This window comes from Halomonas sp. GT (assembly GCF_002082565.1).
GTDB lineage: Bacteria > Pseudomonadota > Gammaproteobacteria > Pseudomonadales > Halomonadaceae > Vreelandella.
Genome location: NZ_CP020562.1, coordinates 263028 through 278902 on the forward strand (window position 1 = coordinate 263028; position 15875 = coordinate 278902).

General features: G+C 54.6%; 14 protein-coding genes. 9 read left to right on the top strand and 5 right to left on the bottom strand.

What is annotated here, in order from left to right; translation table 11 throughout:
- Window positions 1-26: 26 nt before the first annotated feature.
- Genes B6A39_RS01285 through B6A39_RS01305 form a run of 5 tightly spaced genes read right to left on the bottom strand, consistent with a single transcriptional unit; the run spans window position 27 to window position 5208 of the window.
- Window positions 27-1214, bottom strand: coding sequence for an acetyl-CoA C-acyltransferase (locus B6A39_RS01285; RefSeq protein WP_083000553.1), 1188 nt, complete (start codon window positions 1212-1214; stop codon window positions 27-29).
- A complete protein-coding gene (locus B6A39_RS01290) occupies window positions 1211-2494 on the bottom strand; it encodes an ArgE/DapE family deacylase (RefSeq protein ID WP_083000555.1) in 1284 nt (427 codons plus the stop codon). The genes B6A39_RS01285 and B6A39_RS01290 overlap by 4 nt, the downstream gene beginning before the upstream one ends.
- On the bottom strand, window positions 2494-3147 hold the full coding sequence (locus tag B6A39_RS01295) for a 3-oxoacid CoA-transferase subunit B (RefSeq protein WP_083000557.1): 654 nt from the start codon (window positions 3145-3147) through the stop codon (window positions 2494-2496). Before B6A39_RS01295 ends, B6A39_RS01290 begins: the two co-directional genes overlap by 1 nt.
- Complete coding sequence (locus B6A39_RS01300; protein ID WP_083000559.1) at window positions 3137-3838, bottom strand: CoA transferase subunit A; 702 nt, start codon at window positions 3836-3838, stop codon at window positions 3137-3139. Before B6A39_RS01300 ends, B6A39_RS01295 begins: the two co-directional genes overlap by 11 nt.
- A gap of 5 nt (window positions 3839-3843) precedes the next feature.
- On the bottom strand, window positions 3844-5208 hold the full coding sequence (locus tag B6A39_RS01305) for an aminotransferase family protein (RefSeq protein WP_083000562.1): 1365 nt from the start codon (window positions 5206-5208) through the stop codon (window positions 3844-3846).
- Between the two features lie 111 nt (window positions 5209-5319).
- On the opposite strand from B6A39_RS01305, the gene B6A39_RS01310 reads away from it, so the two are divergent.
- The 9 genes from B6A39_RS01310 (at window position 5320) to B6A39_RS01350 (ending at window position 15807) form a co-directional block, all read left to right on the top strand.
- Window positions 5320-6225, top strand: a complete 906-nt coding sequence (locus B6A39_RS01310; protein WP_083000564.1) for a LysR family transcriptional regulator — start codon at window positions 5320-5322, stop codon at window positions 6223-6225.
- Window positions 6226-6424: 199 nt separating this feature from the next.
- Window positions 6425-6772, top strand: coding sequence for a hypothetical protein (locus B6A39_RS01315; RefSeq protein WP_083000567.1), 348 nt, complete (start codon window positions 6425-6427; stop codon window positions 6770-6772).
- A 32-nt stretch (window positions 6773-6804) separates the two neighbouring features.
- Window positions 6805-8562 (top strand): VRR-NUC domain-containing protein, encoded by a 1758-nt coding sequence (locus tag B6A39_RS01320; protein ID WP_083000569.1) that lies wholly within the window; start codon window positions 6805-6807, stop codon window positions 8560-8562.
- Window positions 8559-10892: an ATP-dependent DNA helicase gene (locus B6A39_RS01325; protein ID WP_083000571.1), complete on the top strand. Its 2334-nt coding sequence runs from the start codon at window positions 8559-8561 to the stop codon at window positions 10890-10892. Before B6A39_RS01320 ends, B6A39_RS01325 begins: the two co-directional genes overlap by 4 nt.
- Before the next feature lie 16 nt (window positions 10893-10908).
- Window positions 10909-11691 carry a sulfite exporter TauE/SafE family protein gene (locus tag B6A39_RS01330; RefSeq protein ID WP_083000580.1) on the top strand — a complete coding sequence of 261 codons (783 nt, stop codon included), beginning with the start codon at window positions 10909-10911 and terminating at the stop codon, window positions 11689-11691.
- 455 nt (window positions 11692-12146) lie between these two features.
- Window positions 12147-13217: a nucleoid-associated protein gene (locus B6A39_RS01335; protein ID WP_083000583.1), complete on the top strand. Its 1071-nt coding sequence runs from the start codon at window positions 12147-12149 to the stop codon at window positions 13215-13217.
- 5 nt (window positions 13218-13222) lie between these two features.
- Entirely contained in the window at window positions 13223-14668 is a 1446-nt protein-coding gene (locus tag B6A39_RS01340) for a hypothetical protein (protein WP_083000586.1), read from the top strand.
- A gap of 317 nt (window positions 14669-14985) precedes the next feature.
- Window positions 14986-15351 (top strand): hypothetical protein, encoded by a 366-nt coding sequence (locus B6A39_RS01345; RefSeq protein ID WP_083000589.1) that lies wholly within the window; start codon window positions 14986-14988, stop codon window positions 15349-15351.
- 6 nt (window positions 15352-15357) lie between these two features.
- Window positions 15358-15807: a hypothetical protein gene (locus tag B6A39_RS01350; protein ID WP_083000591.1), complete on the top strand. Its 450-nt coding sequence runs from the start codon at window positions 15358-15360 to the stop codon at window positions 15805-15807.
- The last annotated feature ends 68 nt before the right edge of the window (window positions 15808-15875 follow it).

A 15875-nucleotide genomic window follows, 5' to 3' on the forward strand; every position in this document is an offset into this window, starting at 1 on the left:
GTTTGGTTAAACGGCGTCCAGTTGTCTTAGCGTTCTAAAATGATGGCGATGCCTTGTCCGCCGCCAATACAGGCCGCCGCGCAGCCGTAGCGCTGCTGGCGGGATTGAAGAAGTCGGCCAAGGGTGCCTGCGAGGCGAATGCCGGTTGCGCCTAACGGGTGCCCCAGCGCCATAGCGCCGCCCCAGATATTGACGTTTTCAGGGTCAATCGAAAGTTCACCCATGGCATGCAGCGGCACTGCGGCGAAGGCTTCATTGATTTCCCATACGCCGATATCCTGTGGTGTCAGCTGGGCCTGTTTCAGTGCGCGTCGAATAGCGGCGGCGGCTCCGGCCCCCATCTCCTCTGGCTTGACGCCGCAGTCGGCGATGGCCACAACACGCGCCAAGGGACTAATGCCGTGTTGGCGTAGGGCAGATTCAGACATCAGTAGCGTGGCAGCAGCACCCGAGGTTAGCGGCGAGCTGTTGCCTGCGGTCACTACGCCGCCTTGCATAAATACCGGATCCAGCCCTGCCAGGCGCTCAGCGCTGGTATCCGCGCGGATATTGCTGTCCGCGCTGATCGGTTCGCCCGCCGCGTTGTTTAGGGTCAAACGCTCAGCGTCGAAGTGACCTGCTGCGTTGGCCTTGGCGGCACGCTGGTGGGAACTGAGGGCGAGGGTATCCATCGCCTCGCGCGAAATACCGGCTGCTTTGGCCAGCCGTTCGGCGGTCAGCCCCATGTTGAGCACCACATCCAGCGCCAGCCAGTCGGCTTTTTGCAGTGCTTGAGGGCTGGTCAGCACACCTTCCTTAAACAGTGCCGGGCCCATGGGCACACGGGTCATGTTTTCCACGCCACCGGCCATGCCAACCTCAACCGCGCCCGTCTGAATCTCCCGTGCGGTGCTGCGCAGCGCGGCAAGGCCAGAGCCACATTGCTGATCAATTTGGCGGGTTGCGCAGCCCTGGCCATGTGCTCCCAGCCGCTGGGCAAGCCACAAGGGGTAACGCCCACCAAAGCTCCACTGCTCTTTTACTGGCAGGGCGCAGCCAATGCTCAGGTCTTCTACCACCGCGCCGTCAACGCCGCTACGTGCTAATAAGCCATCGAGCACGCTGGCCAGTAGAGCATCGCTGCGGGTATCGGCCCAGGCATCGACCTCGGGTTTGCGGGGGTGCGCGCGGCTGAAGGCGCTGCGCGCATAGTCGGCGAGATAAACGTCTCTCATGAAGGAGTCTCTTGGCTGTCTGCCATGCGCGCCCAGCGATGGATGAACAGGGCATAGGTGGTCAGCACGTGGCGGATAGAGTCGATGTTGACGCACTCATCCACGCCGTGAATGCGCTGGGCAATCGGGCCATAGCAGGTGCCGTTGATCTCACCGGAAACGTGGAAGGCCCTCAGGTCAGTGGTGCAGGTGGATAGATAGTGGGCAGGTGGTTCGCCGAGCAGTGCTTCGTGGCACTCCGAGAGAAGCCGGATGCCCGGGGTATCGAGATCGACCACATGCCCTTCGGAACGAAAGCCATGGAAGCTGATCGTGGGTGGCGGTGTGGCGTCGTCAAGCTCAGCGTGGCGGACCATCAGGGTGTCGCGGACCCGCTGCATGGCCTCCTCTGGTGACATGCCGGGCGGGAAGCCAACGCGGCCTTCCAGAATGGCGTGGGCCGGTACGCTGGAGGCCCAGTTGCCCGCATCCACGCGGCCAACGCTCAGGTTGAACGGGTGAGGGTGGTCGACGTACAGCGCAGGCCGGGGAAGCTCATTCATTTCCGCTTCCAGGGCTTTCAGTGCGGGTAGGTAGTCCTGTAGGGCTTCAATCGCATTGCGCCCTGCGCTGGGGTCAAGCACATGGGCGGGCACGCCATCCAGGCGCATCCGGAACCACAGCACACCCACTTGGCCAGCGTAGATCTGAGCGCCGAAAGGTTCCGGTATCAGTACGAAATCACCGCTAAAACCTTGATGCAGGCAGGCCAGCGCACCGTTGCCGGTGCATTCTTCTTCAATGACGGTTTGTAGGGTGAGCGGAAAGTTGATCTCTACCCCCGCCTGACGCACGGCCTCAACCGCCATTACCATGGCAGCAATGCCCGCCTTCATATCACCCGCGCCACGGCCATAGAGCCAGCCGTCTTTTTGCCAGGGCTCCCAGGGGGGGCGGGTCCACATATCGACAGGCTCGGCAGGCACTACATCCAAATGCCCGTTGAATACCAGGTGCGGCCCTGGCGCGCCGGGGTTAAGGTCTGAAATGACATTGTAGCGGCCAGTACTGGGCCATTCGGTGGGAGCACGATGGGGGTGCTCCTCAAAGCCGGGGGCATCCAATGGCACGCGGGTCACTGGCAGGCCCAGGCGTTCAAGGTGGCGCTCCATGGTGTCCAGCGCGCTCCGTTCCTGGCCGATGACGCTGTAGCCCCGCACCAGATCACTGGTGAGCTCTATCGTGTCGTCCATCAAGGCATTGCAGCAGGCGATAATGCGTTGTTCGGTGGCGTTGAGCATCAGAATCTCCCTAAACGTGATTCATCGATCAGCAGGGTGGCGTCAGTCGCCTCACGCAGCGCTTCAACGCTCAGCCCTTCGGCGATTTCCACGACTTCAAGCCCTTCTGGCGTCACATCCATCACCGCTTTCTCGGTGATAATGCGGGAAATACAGCGGCTGGCGGTCAGGGGGAGTTGGCAGCGGGTCAGCACCTTGGGGTTGCCGTGCTTGTCGTTATGCGAACACAGCACTACCAGCCGGGCCACTTTCTGGGCCAGCTCCATGGCACCGCCAATGCCGGGTGAGAACTTGCCGGGAATTTTCCAGTTGGCCAGGTTGCCCTCCTGGTCCACCTCAAAAGCGCCCATGAAGGTCACGTCCACGCGGCTGCGGCGGATCATGGCGAACGAGGTGGCGCTATCGAACACGCTGGCCCCTGGGCGGGTGGTGATATAGGCGCCGCCGGAATCAATCATGTCGATATCGGGTGCTTCGCCTTCTTGGCGGGGGCGGCAGCCCAACACGCCGTTTTCGGAATGCACCAGGACATTCATGTCATCAGGCAGGTAGTGGAACAGCCGTGTTGGCAGCCCGATGCCCAGATTGACGATCTGGCCATCGATGACTTCACGGGCGGCGCGGGTCAGCATGCGTTGCTGATCAGAGAGCATGTGGGCGAACTCCTTGCTGGCTGGACGCGCGGTCGACCTGCACCACATGACCGATAAAAGCACAGGGCGTGTGAATGGTGTCGATAGGCAGGTCGCCGGGTTCGTCGATCTGGTAGGTTTGGGCAATGACCCGCTCGGCAGCCATGGCCATTAAGGGATTGAAATTGCTGGCCGTGGCGCGATAGATCAGGTTGCCGTAACGGTCGGCCCGCTCAGCGTGAATGAGAGCAACATCAGCCTGTAAAGCAGGTTCAATGGCCCAGGTGCAACCTTCGATATTGATTTCCTGACGGCCTTCAGCAATTTCCGTCCCTATCCCGATATCGGTCAGAAAGCCGCCATGGCCAACGCCTGCACAGCGGATTTTTTCAGCCAACAGCCCCTGAGGATGAAAAATGACCTCCATCTCGCCAGCATTCATGGCGTCAATGGCCGTTCGGTTGAGGCCTAAATGAGAGGTGATCAGGCGTTTTACGCGGCCCGCCTCAATCAGCTTGCCAATCCCGATGCCAGGCTCATTGGCATCGTTTTTAATCAGCGTTAGGTTGCGTTGGCCGCTGGCGAGAAGGGCGTCAAGCAACGCAAACGGCGTGCCTGGCGAGCCAAAGCCGCCGACCATGATGGTCGCGCCATCAGGAATATCGGCGATGGCCACGTCAATATCACAGACTTTGTGGTTCAGCAGCGTCATGGCGTTTAGCTCTCACTGATGGGGTGTGTATGTAGTGCAGAAGGCGGCGTGGTAAGCGCTTGATCAAAACGCGCCATGGCGCGTGCTAAACGTTCCAGCAGAACGTCGACTTCTTGGGCCTGAATGGTTAACGGCGGGCAAACCAGGAAGTGATCACCCGCGATACCATCCAGAGTGCGGCGGGGATAGATCAGAAGACCTTCCTGTTTGGCCAATGCAGTGATTTGGGCAAAGCGGTTTTGCTCAGCAGGGAAAGGCTGGCGCGACGCGCCATCGGCGACGAGCTCGATGCCCCATAACAGGCCAGCGCCGCGCACATGGCCGATCCAGTCGTAGCGCTCGGCAAGCCTGCGAAGCCCAGCTTCCAGCTGAGCGCCGCGCTGGCGGGTGTTGTTCAGTAAATCTTCGCGCACAATGGCCTCAAGCACGGCTAGGCCGGTGGCACAGGCTAACGGGTTGCCAGCATAGGTGTGACCGTGTTGGAACCCTCCGCTGGCCATGACCGTTTCGACGATAGCGCTGCGGGCGAGCATCGCGCCAATCGGGTAGTAGCCCGCGCCCAGCCCCTTGGCGGTGACCAGAATGTCCGGCACCACATCGTAATGCTGGCAGGCAAACCAAGTGCCAGTTCGGCCCACGCCGGTGAGTACTTCATCGGCAATCAGCAAGCAGCCGAATTCATCGCACAAGGCACGAATGCCTTGCAGGTAGCGTTTGCCTAATAGCCGTGCACCGGTGCTGGCACCGCCGATTGGCTCGATGACAAAACCAATCAGTGAGTCAGGACCAGCGGCTTCCATGGCGGCGCGGGTCTCTGCCAGGATGCGGTCAACGTGAGTGTCATCATCACACTCCTGATGACGATAGAAATCCGGCCCCGGTACTTTGATAGACGCATGGGTCATGCTGGTGAACGGCGCTTCCAGCGGCTGATAGCCGGTCATGCCCAGTGCCCCCATGGTGCTGCCATGATAAGACGGACGCAGCGATACAAAGCGCTGGCGCTGAGGCTGGCCAAGGGCGAAAAAGTATTGCCTCGCCAGCTTGAGAGCCGACTCCACCGCCTCGGAGCCGCTGGAGATGAAAAACACCTTGCCGAGTTCACCCTCAAATAGCTCGACCAGCCGATGACCAAGCGCAACGGCGGGGGCGCTTTCAAACTGGGTGCGGTAGGTGAAGGCCACCTTATCCATCTGGGCGAGCATGGCGTCACGAATATCCTGTCGACCATGACCAAGGTTGCAGGAGATAGCCCCAGAGCAGCCATCCAGATAATCCTTGCCCTGGGTATCCCAAAGCATAACGCCATCAGCGTGGCTGACTTCCGGCAGGGCAGGGCCTGCCTGGTAGAACAGCGGAGAGTCGGTCATCACGTTTTCCGTTTTTTTATGGTGTGGTGAAAAATCTCCCTTGCAGTCTAGGTAGGCTTGTTACTATATTTCAATATATGATCGTTTTTCGAATATCAATGAGTAAAAGTCATGCCTGAAGTCACCATTAACTCGTTGAAAGCATTAGCAACTTTCAAGACGCTGTATGAAGTAGGTAGCGCTTCAGGGACGGCACGCCTGCTTGGCATGACGCAATCGGGAGTGAGTCGTTCGCTGGCGCAGCTTGAAGAGAACCTGGGGATCCAGCTCTTTCTACGTGAAAAAAACCGCTTGCTGGCAACGCCTGAAGCACGAGAACTGTACGATGAGATTCTCAGGCTGATGGGCAATATTGAAGAGCTACGCCATAGTGTGCTGGCGCTAAAGGAGTTTGGTACATCACGCTTGAGAATTGCCGCGATTCCCGGGCTATGTTTTGGCTTTGTGCCTCAGGTAGTGGCTGCGTTACTGGCTGAAAACAGCCGGATAAGTATTAGTCTGGATATGATGTCGAGCCACGATGTACAAACGGCGGTGGAATCAAGCCATGCGGATATCGGCTTTATCACATTGCCAGCGACGTCTCCTCAGCTCTTAACAGAAACACTGCTGATGACAGAAGCCGTGGCGCTGGTGCCTGACAAGCTTGAACTAGCCACGCGTGACGTGGTTGAAGTCAGTGATTTACGTGGTCAACATTTAGTGATCAGCAACCAGCCAAGTGTCAGCACGAATCCACTGCTGGAACTTGTCGCCGAGCACGGTGTTAAAATCTCAGGTAAAACGGAAGCTAATATCGGTACCATTAGTGCGTTGGTGGCTAACGAGGTGGGTGTCACGGTGATGAACCCGATTACCGCGAAAGATCAACTGTCGCGCCACGACCATGTCAAGGTGCTGCCTTTTATGCCTGCGTTATCGTTTGGTTTTGGCATTGTTTATCGCCCAGAATGGCATGAGTCTAAAGTGCTGGCGTCGCTTAAACACAAAGCGAAAGAGACACTAATGAATTACTGACGTTTAAAAACAATTTCGCTCGATTAGCAGGTATAGTACTGGCATAGGGCGTTACGTCTTGGCTTAGGCTATGTCTGGGGGCCAGGAACAACCCGAAGATGACAGTTGCACCACAATCGGGCAATCTAATGCCCTTTTTAGCAAGTGCTAATGGGCGGAGCCCATCAAAATTCAATCACCATTCAGCATGGAGTGCAGTGTGGCAGTTTACGGCGGTATTCAGGCGCATGAATTGGAACGTTGGTTAAATGCATTAACCAATGCGGCCTATGATCGACGCTGCCCACTTTCCAAAGTGCACGGCGGCAACGCCCGTGCCCGTACTGCTCGCCAGGACTTGCTTTATCTCGCCCAGGCTTTCCGTAGCGGCGAACGAATTCGCGATGATGTGGCCGCTGGCTTAAGCCGCTGGTGCCAACACTATCTGACAGAAGCGGAATGGTATGTGCTGGTGGGCGGCCGCAAGCCCGTTGTGCAATCAAAGGCATCATCTCCTGCTGCCGATGACGATGCGCTGGACGTACTTTATCAACACCGGGTGGGTTAACCTGCTTCATCAAGCACTGCTATAATGGATAAATGAACAGTGCTCCTGTCGCGTCAGCGACCGCCTCCTTAGATGACCCTTTCTATTACCTGACGAATTTTCGTTATGTACTGGCGTGGGTAGAAGCCCGCCATCACGATCTACTAAGCGCTTCCGAGCGCGACGCTATTGGCCATTTTGAGACGTTACCCCAAGCCTCCCAGGCGCTATTGGTGCGCATGGTGATGCGCAAAGGGGAGTTGTTTCGCCTGGACAAACTGACCTATGCGGAAATCGGTGACGCTGAGCAGGCCTTGGCTCCGTTGGTGGTGCTTGGTTGGGTAGACAATGCGCCGCAGTTAAGCAGCCGCGAGCTGTTTCGACTATTGCGATTGAGTGAACTGCGCCAGGCATTGGCAGGCGAAATTACCAACGCAGGTCTAGCACGCAACAGCACTAAAGCTGCGCTTCAAGCAGCTTTGGAAGCGTCGCTAGAAGTGTCCGCCCCCCTTCAACAGTGGTGGCCAACGGCGACGACGCAGATTGTGCGGCTAACGGTGATGGCGCTTTGCGATCGGCTTCGGCTGATGTTTTTCGGCAATCTGCGCCAGGACTGGGCAGAGTTTGTGCTAACGGAGCTGGGCCTGCAGCGCTTTGAGCAGGTATCGCTTACCGCGAAGTCGCGCGCGTTCCAAAGCCGCTCTGACGTGACTACTTACTTAACGCTTCACCGCTTGCGCGAACGCTTGGACGACGGCGAGCTGCCGCAAGCGCTTTCCACACAGGTGCCACCTGCTTCCAGCAACCGTTGGTTAGCCTCTCGGCGGGCGCGGCTATTGCTTGCCATTGGCCGCGTGGCCGAGCGTGGCGGTGACGCAGAGTTAGCGTTAACACTTTACGCTGACGCCAATAACAGCGATGCGCGTATTCGCAGGTTGCGCGTGTTAGAGCGTCTGGGCCGTTATTCAGATGCCTATGAGCTCACAATCAGCGCGCTGGATGCGCAGCCAAACGAAGCCGAGAGCCAAGCACTTATGCGGTTGTTACCGCGCTTGGCACGTAAGTTACATCAGCAGGTTGAGCGCTCGACTGGGCCTGATCAACAAGCGACCCAGGTGCCTACCTATGTGCTTCATTTATCCGGACCACAGCCGGTAGAGCGCGCTGTTGCTGACGACATGGCGACCCCTAATGCGCCAGTGTATTACGTTGAAAATAGTCTGCTGACGGGGCTGTTTGGCTTACTGCTTTGGCCGGCTATTTTTAAACCCCTGCCGGGCGCGTTTTTTCACCCGTTTCACAGCGGGCCAGCGGATTTATACCGCGAGGATTTTGTCTCTCAGCGCCAAGTTGATATTACCGCCTGCCTGGCCCAGCTGGACGATGGTCGCTATCAGGACACGATCCTTCGCATGTGGCACGCCAAGCAGGGCATCGCCTCGCCCTTTGTTCACTGGGGAATCGTCAGTGAAGAGCTGTTAACGCTTGCGCTTAAGTGCTTGCCGCCTGCCCATTTGCGTGCCTGTTTTATGCGGCTATTAGATGACCTTAAACATAACCGTGCAGGCCTACCTGACCTGATTCAGTTGATGCCGGATGCACCGCCCGGCGAACCACGCTACAAAATGATAGAAGTGAAAGGGCCGGGGGATCGTCTACAAGATAACCAACGCCGCTGGATCAACTTCTTTTGCCGCCATGGTATGCCCGTTGAAGTATGTCATGTGCGCTGGCAGCCAGCATCTGAACCAGCAGGGTCTCAATCAGAAGGGCCTGAACGAGAAGAGTCTGAGCGAGAAGATGCCGAATGAGCCGTTACCGGGTGGCGGTGCGCACGCTCTGTGACTTTACCGCACGGGAGGGCGACCTTGATCACCGCTTTACGCCAGCACCCAGCGCTCAGGAAGGTATCGAAGGGCATGGGTTAGTGGCTAGCCGCCGGGGCGAGGATTACCTAGCCGAACTGCCGCTTTCCGGTGAGTATCAGGGGCTTCGCGTGGCAGGCCGCGCTGACGGCTTTGATCCCAATGCTAACCGTTTGGAAGAGGTCAAAACCTATCGTGGCAATCTAGATCGCATGGCGGCTAATCAGCGGGCGTTGCACTGGGCGCAGGTGAAAATATACGGCGCGCTGCTGTGTGCCGAGCGAGGCCTTGAGCGGGTCACGCTGGTGTTAGTGTATCTGGAGATTAGCAGCGGTCAGGAAACGCTGCTTACCCACGAAGCTAGCGCCACTGAGCTGCAGGCGTTTTTTACCGATCACTGCCAACGCTTTTTGGCCTGGGCAGAGCAGGAGTCTGCCCATCGCCAGCGCCGCGATAAGTGGCTGGCGATGCTGACGTTTCCCTATCCTGATTTCCGCCCTGGGCAGCGCCCGCTGGCGGAAGATGTTTATAAAGCCGCCAGCACCGGGCGCTGCCTGCTGGCCCAAGCCCCTACTGGCATTGGCAAAACCCTTGGCACGCTATTTCCGATGCTGACTGCAATGCCCCGTCAGCAGTTGGATAGGGTGGCCTTTCTGACCATGAAAACCCCGGGCCGCCGTGTAGCGCTGGATGCGTTGGCACGTCTTGCTACCTCCAGTTCATCACCTCCTACTGCATCACCTCCTATTTCATCTTCCCTCTCATCGCCTGCACTCGCATCGCCGCTGCGCGTGTTGGAACTGGTGGCCAGACAAAAAGCCTGCGAGTACCCAGGCACCGCCTGCCAAGGCGATGCTTGCCCGTTGGCAGCAGGTTTTTATGACCGCTTGCCGGCCGCTCGCCAAGCCGCGGTGGCACGTCGCTGGCTAGATCGTGACGGACTGCGTGAGGTGGCGCTTGCCCACAGTGTGTGCCCGTATTATCTAGGCCAGGAACTAGCCCGCTGGGCCGACGTAGTCGTGGGCGATGTGAATCACTGGTTTGATGGTCATGCGCTGCTGCATGGTTTGGCCCAAGCCAACGACTGGCGAGTAGGCCTGCTGATAGATGAAGCGCACAACTTGGTTGAGCGGGCGCGGGGCATGTACAGTGCTGAGCTTTCCCAGCAGCGCTTGAGCCGTCTGCGTCGCCGCTCACCTCCCGCGCTTGCTAAACCGCTAGCCCGTGTCGGTAGGCAGTGGCAGGCGCTAACGAAGGAAGTCACCACCGATGCAGCGGCGTCACAGCGTTACCATTTACTTGATGCGCTGCCCAACAAGCTGGTGGCCGCGATGCAAACCTTGGCTGGCGCGATCACCGATTATTTGGTTGAACACCCCGACGCCTCAAGCATTGAGCTTCAAGAGCTGCTGTTTGACGCATTGACCTTCTGCCGTTTGGCGGAGCGGTTTGGTGACCACTCACTATGCGACCTTGCCAGTTATGGCCGAGGCGACGCAGTGCTAGGGCTGCGCAATGTTATTCCGGCGGATTTTCTGGCGGCACGCTTCAAGGCTGCCAGCAGTGCTGTACTGTTTTCGGCCACGCTGACCCCGTTTCACTACTACCGCGATTTACTCGGGTTACCGGAAAGCAGTGTGTGGCGGGAAGTGGCCTCACCGTTTGCCGCACGCCAGCTGGAAGTACGTATTCGAGCCGATATTTCTACTCGCTATCATCACCGTGAGGCCTCTGTAGCGCCTATTGTGGAAGCCCTGGCCGATCAGTATCAGCGTCAACCTGGCCACTATCTGGCGTTTTTTAGCAGCTTCGCTTATTTGGAGCAGGTGATAACGCAGTTTCAGCATGCACACCCCGCCGTGCCGATGTTTGCCCAAACCCGTGGAATGCAGGAAGCCGAGCGCGACGCCTTTCTGGCGCGCTTTACCCCAGGTGGTAAGGGAATCGGCTTTGCAGTGCTAGGCGGTGCTTTCGCTGAAGGCATCGACCTTCCTGGCGAACGTTTAATCGGCGCGTTTATTGCTACCTTGGGCCTGCCGCCGTTTAACGACTTTAACGAAGCGCTGAAAGCCCGCCTGAGCGTCCGCTTTGGCCAGGGCGATGATTACACCTACCGCATACCCGGTATGATCAAAGTGGTGCAAGCCGCTGGAAGGGTGATTCGCAGCCCCGAGGATGAAGGGGTTGTGATATTAATGGACGACCGTTTTGCCCAAACCAAGGTGCGCGCATTGCTGCCACGCTGGTGGGGGCTAACCAACCAAGCATCTTCTTAAAGGCCCTGCACGAGCAATGACAGATTTACTCTGGTACCACTACCTTCTCATCGGACTTATTTTTGCTTGGAGCGGTTTTGTTCGCACTAGCCTTGGTTTTGGCGGCGCCGTGCTGGCGCTGCCTTTTCTGCTGCTGGTGGTAAACGAGCCGCTGGTCTTCCTGCCGATTGTGGCGATTCATCTGCTGATTTTTTCCAGTTGGATTGCCTGGAACGGTCATCGTCAAGTGCAGAAAGCGGGCGTGGGAAGTACGTCGCCGGAAAGTAATATCGATTGGGGCTATTTAACCAAAGCCCTGAAAATTATGATTGTGCCTAAGTTGATCGGGGTGGTGGGGCTGTTAACGCTGCCCACACAGATCATGACCAACATCATTTTCGGCATTGTGATCATTTATGCCATTGGCTATGTGCTGAATAAGCCGTTTAGAAGCAACAACAAATATGTTGATGTTGTGCTGCTTGCTCTCGGTGGCTATGTCAGCGGCACCTCATTGATTGGCGCACCGCTAATTGTCGCGGTGTTCGCCACTCACGTCGCTAAAGAGCAGCTGCGCGACACCATGTTCGTGCTCTGGTTTATCCTGGTGGTGATCAAAATGGCGTCGTTCATCATCGCCGACGTCGACCTCCAGCTGATTCATCAACTATGGCTACTGCCCTGCGCATTTATCGGTCATTTGCTAGGCGAAAAAGCCCACCGCTACATGCTGAAAACAGACACCGGGCTGTTCTTCCGCGTGCTGGGAGCCGTACTGATTTTGGTCAGCGTGGTGGGGCTGATCCACCCGCCAGGGTAGAGAAGGCTTTTACAGTTGTGTGGGCGGCAGACTTTTAAGGCCTAGTGCAGTCGCCCGTTAAATATGCCCAAAGGGCTGCATAATGTGAATTATTTTATTGTGTCAATGGTACTAAGCTAGGGGGAAAGGCTAGATGACGTAGCGATCTCTTTCAAAAAGTATAGCGAAAGGCTTACATCATTAGTTAAGTTAATTTGGCATATTGGATTTGTTATCTGTCAGTCGCGTTGCGTGATCTTTTTGCCAAAACCTCTCAACCATGTGGAGTGGCTGAGGGAGCACTAGCCCATGATTATTGCTTCTGTTACCTAGGCAGTAGCTAGCCCGATGATCAGGGCATGGACGGTGCTGGTTAGGGGGTAATGAATGAATCGCTTTAATTGGCCGTGTTAACCAGCAGGTGGAGTATTTGCTGCAAGCCATATTTTTAAATAACAGAGCACAAGGGATCAAACATGGCAGGACAACCATTAGACGGAGTACTGAATCAGTCGCAACGTAACTCTCTGGAAATTATCGACTTCATATTTCATATCATTGATCCTGATGCTCCCGGGAAGGTGATAAAGCTCGACGAGGTGCTGCTACAAGATAAACAAAAAACCTTCTTCCTTGATAGGTTGAGAGACATCGCTGAAGGTACGCAATACATTTTTAATTCTGATGTAGTAAACCTATGTGAGCAGAGCCATCAGCTTATTGATGACCGAGCTGGTTTCATTGAGCTCTCCTACCTGATGACTCAAGAATTTGCTCGCCTCCACCGTGGGCAAATGTCTGCAGGCGTATTCATTGTTTCGGTAGTAAGGTACTTGACTAATGCCCATGATTGGCAGCAATTAGCCTTCTTAGTGAAGATGGATCAGCAGGAGTCGTTTGCTTACAGCTACAAAGAGATAGACGGTCGTCGAGTTGCTGTTGTAAATGAAATTCCCAATTCTCTCAATGAAAACAAACGCGCGATACAAAAGAGCGCCTTGATTGATCCTTCAGCGCAGTTTGCATGGGATGTATTAGCTTTTGATCGAGTTAAAAAACCTGTATTGAGTGACTACTTTCAGTCTTTCCTTGGTGTGATTGAACGTCAGCAGGATGCGGTATTAACTCGTACTGCTTATACGGCAGTACGTAAATGGGCCAAGTATGTGCCTCAGGATCAATTGCCTTCGGGCGAAGATGTGAACACTTACCGAGAGAGAGCGCTTAATTACCTCAACGACCATGCTACTTTTGATACAGACGCTTTTCTTGACTCGGTTGTGAAAGATGAGAATGCTGAGCGGAAAGCAGAGCATATGCAGTCTCTTAGAGAGGTCTTAGCTGAAAGTGGTATAGCGGGCCAAACCTTCCGCTCTCGTCCAGACTCACTCCCTAAAAAGCAACGTAAGCAGATCTACGAGACATCAGAAGGTGTTACGATCATATATGAAGGTACCCGTGAGGAAGCAGGTATGCATATTGAAAATATGGATAGTGGAAGAACACGTATCACAATCGAAACCCACCAGCTGACGCCTAAAGGGTAGCCGTAATGCCCTCTGTTGTAGATCTACTACAGACTATTGATGACCTTCGCCCTCATATCTCGCAAGAAATGGATGAAGGGTTACGCTTGATCATGGATGGTAGGGAGCTGAACGGAGCAGTCCGAGAGCGGCTTCTAAAAGTATTTAGTCTCATTGATCAATTAGGCATTGAAGCACCAATGCTAAAAATCGTCAGTACTAACGACACAATTGATGCAGAAGACCTGTCTACGGCTGAGTTTGATGGCGACAGTTGGCGCTTGATTCTGGGTAAAACGCCTATCGCAGAACATCTGCGAGCAAGAGAAGATGAGATCACATTGGTGTTCTTCAGTGTAAAGGGCTTTCATCAGTGGCTTGAAAGCTGGGATCCTTGCTTGTACCCGACAGGCAATACTCCTGATTTTGCCAAACCAGTGACAATTCGAGTTCAAGGGCTTTCGCAAAGCGTTGGAGGGCCTCTTCTTTGGGTAATGCCTCCAGAGGCATTGCCTCCTATTGTCGAGCCAGTCGATTTACCGAGCTCTGAGGAAGTTCATCGATTAATTCATACTAACGCTACGCGAGGGTTACGTGTTTGTCCTAAGGGCTATGCACTAACCTGGGGAAATCTTGATAACACTGAGATAGAACCTCTGGTTAAACTAAGTTCAATTGTGCTGTCTGTTTGCCTTGTTCAAGAGCTACGGTGCATAGAAGGCCGTTACGAAGTTACCTTGAAAGGTACCAAGCGTATTTCTATGGCGCTATTCGATACCAACCAACATGCTAGCCCTAAAACACTAAAGCTTTTGATTGAAACTGTACTTTGGGTATATGAAGAGAGGCCTGAGACACGTCTCGGCTTGGTAATGGATCGCTTGTCAATCGATATTGAGAAAGAGCAGCCGTTGCTTTCGGGTATGGAGAATCATCTCGAAGCTGCGCTCGATCAAGCACGTGATAGCTATGCCTTCGTGATACTTGAGCGCAAAGATGCTTATCACAAAGAAGTTCGTGAGCTTATGAAAGACATGAAATCTCACGCCGACCTATACGCGGCTAAGGTACGGGAACTTGTCAATTCACTAACCCGTGATGCGCTGGGTATTTTGTTTTTTGTTGCTTTCTCATTCATTGCTAAATTTGACAAGCAAAATTTTACAGCTCTTTTAGAAAGTACTGAGTTGGCATTCTTGGTTAAAGTGTTGTCTTACTACTTGGTGCTATCATTTGTCCTACAGTTAGCAGCCCACTGGCGGGATGTTTCACTTGCTGATCAAGAAAGTGAGGCATGGCTCGATGTGTTGCAGCACTACTCATCGCAAGCCGATAAGAAAAGTCGCTTTCTTCAGCCTATTAATAAAAGGCGAACGACTTTTTACTGGGCTTTGTTTATTGCAGGTGGAGCCTACTTTTTATTGGCTTTTATAACATGGAATTTACCGAGTCTAATTGGCTCTTGGGTTTAGATGAGCTGTTATATAAGTATGGAAGGTTCTCGCACTTAGTGGAGGGCTTTATAGAGGGTGGCTGGGCGCGGAATTATCGTGTGACAGAAACAATTTCCGAGAAATACAATATAGGGTAATCCCCCTTATCAGCGGTTAAGCTATACCCGGATTCGCTAGGACGCGGAGAAAATCAAGGTTTTGCTACGCGCAGGTTCGAGCGTTAACGCGGCTATGGTTGGAGTAGCGCCAAGAAGTTTACGGTTGCAGTTCTTGGTAAGTTGCACTACCGAAACCAAACACAAAAAGACCATAAGTCATCATAAGTAAGGATCGTTATGAGAAGCGAATTCTGGGTAAAGGTTTTGGGCGCGCTTATGGTAGCCACAGGTATGGGGATTGGCAAGTTGGTCGATGACCCTGCTTTTCATATCCGTGTTGTTCAAAGTGGCAGTCATGAAACTGTTTTCATTCTGCTTGCGTTAGTGATTGGTTTTACTTTCAAAGATGGTAACGATAGCGATTCGGTTAGCGCGCTTGTGTGGGCCGTCTTCATGGCCGTGATGGGCCTTTTTATGAATGGGCTTAATGATTTAGAAGATTCATACGTACAGTATGTTGGGTTCATTTTGTACGGTGGTTTTACAATCTCATTGATGGGCACGCTGGTGTACCTAATGAGGGCTATTAAGTTCCGCCAGTGAAGCTGGGTGCTCCGCTACTACTTCAACGGCAGCCACGCGGGCTTCATCATGTACGTCAACGACCCGGCCCACGATCAAAAAGACATCGACGACATGCGCAAGGCGCTTAAACAGAGCAAAGGGCCGGGCAACTTCCGCAACCTGTTCCTTTACTCGCCCAGGGGGAAAAAGGACGGGGTGCAGATCATCCCGGTGTCAGAAGTCGCGGCCAAAGATGAGTTCTACAACATCAAAAACATCACCCGCGACGACCAAGTAGCCGGGCACCGTATCCCACCTCAGTTGATGGGCGTGGTACCTCAAAACGCCGCCGGATTTGGCGATGCCGAAAAAGCCGCCAAGGTGTATGTGGGCAACGAGCTGGAGCCACTCCAGGCCACCTTCAAAGAGATCAACGAGTTCGTGGGGGAAGAGGTGGTGAGGTTCGATCCGTATTTACTGGATCTTGAGGCATAAAAAAAGCGCCTGGTTACCCAGGCGCACCGCTCGTTTCATCCTTGAAAAAAAGGAGCTTACGGCCCCGC

Bases quoted from the DNA above. Each gene is read 5' to 3' on its own strand.
- B6A39_RS01285 (WP_083000553.1), bottom strand. From the start codon at position 1,214: ATGAGAGACGTTTATCTCGCCGACTATGCGCGCAGCGCCTTCAGCCGC.
- B6A39_RS01290 (WP_083000555.1), bottom strand. From the start codon at position 2,494: ATGCTCAACGCCACCGAACAACGCATTATCGCCTGCTGCAATGCCTTG.
- B6A39_RS01295 (WP_083000557.1), bottom strand. From the start codon at position 3,147: ATGCTCTCTGATCAGCAACGCATGCTGACCCGCGCCGCCCGTGAAGTC.
- B6A39_RS01300 (WP_083000559.1), bottom strand. From the start codon at position 3,838: ATGACGCTGCTGAACCACAAAGTCTGTGATATTGACGTGGCCATCGCC.
- B6A39_RS01305 (WP_083000562.1), bottom strand. From the start codon at position 5,208: ATGACCGACTCTCCGCTGTTCTACCAGGCAGGCCCTGCCCTGCCGGAA.
- B6A39_RS01310 (WP_083000564.1), top strand. From the start codon at position 5,320: ATGCCTGAAGTCACCATTAACTCGTTGAAAGCATTAGCAACTTTCAAG.
- B6A39_RS01320 (WP_083000569.1), top strand. From the start codon at position 6,805: ATGAACAGTGCTCCTGTCGCGTCAGCGACCGCCTCCTTAGATGACCCT.
- B6A39_RS01325 (WP_083000571.1), top strand. From the start codon at position 8,559: ATGAGCCGTTACCGGGTGGCGGTGCGCACGCTCTGTGACTTTACCGCA.
- B6A39_RS01330 (WP_083000580.1), top strand. From the start codon at position 10,909: ATGACAGATTTACTCTGGTACCACTACCTTCTCATCGGACTTATTTTT.
- B6A39_RS01335 (WP_083000583.1), top strand. From the start codon at position 12,147: ATGGCAGGACAACCATTAGACGGAGTACTGAATCAGTCGCAACGTAAC.
- B6A39_RS01340 (WP_083000586.1), top strand. From the start codon at position 13,223: ATGCCCTCTGTTGTAGATCTACTACAGACTATTGATGACCTTCGCCCT.
- B6A39_RS01345 (WP_083000589.1), top strand. From the start codon at position 14,986: ATGAGAAGCGAATTCTGGGTAAAGGTTTTGGGCGCGCTTATGGTAGCC.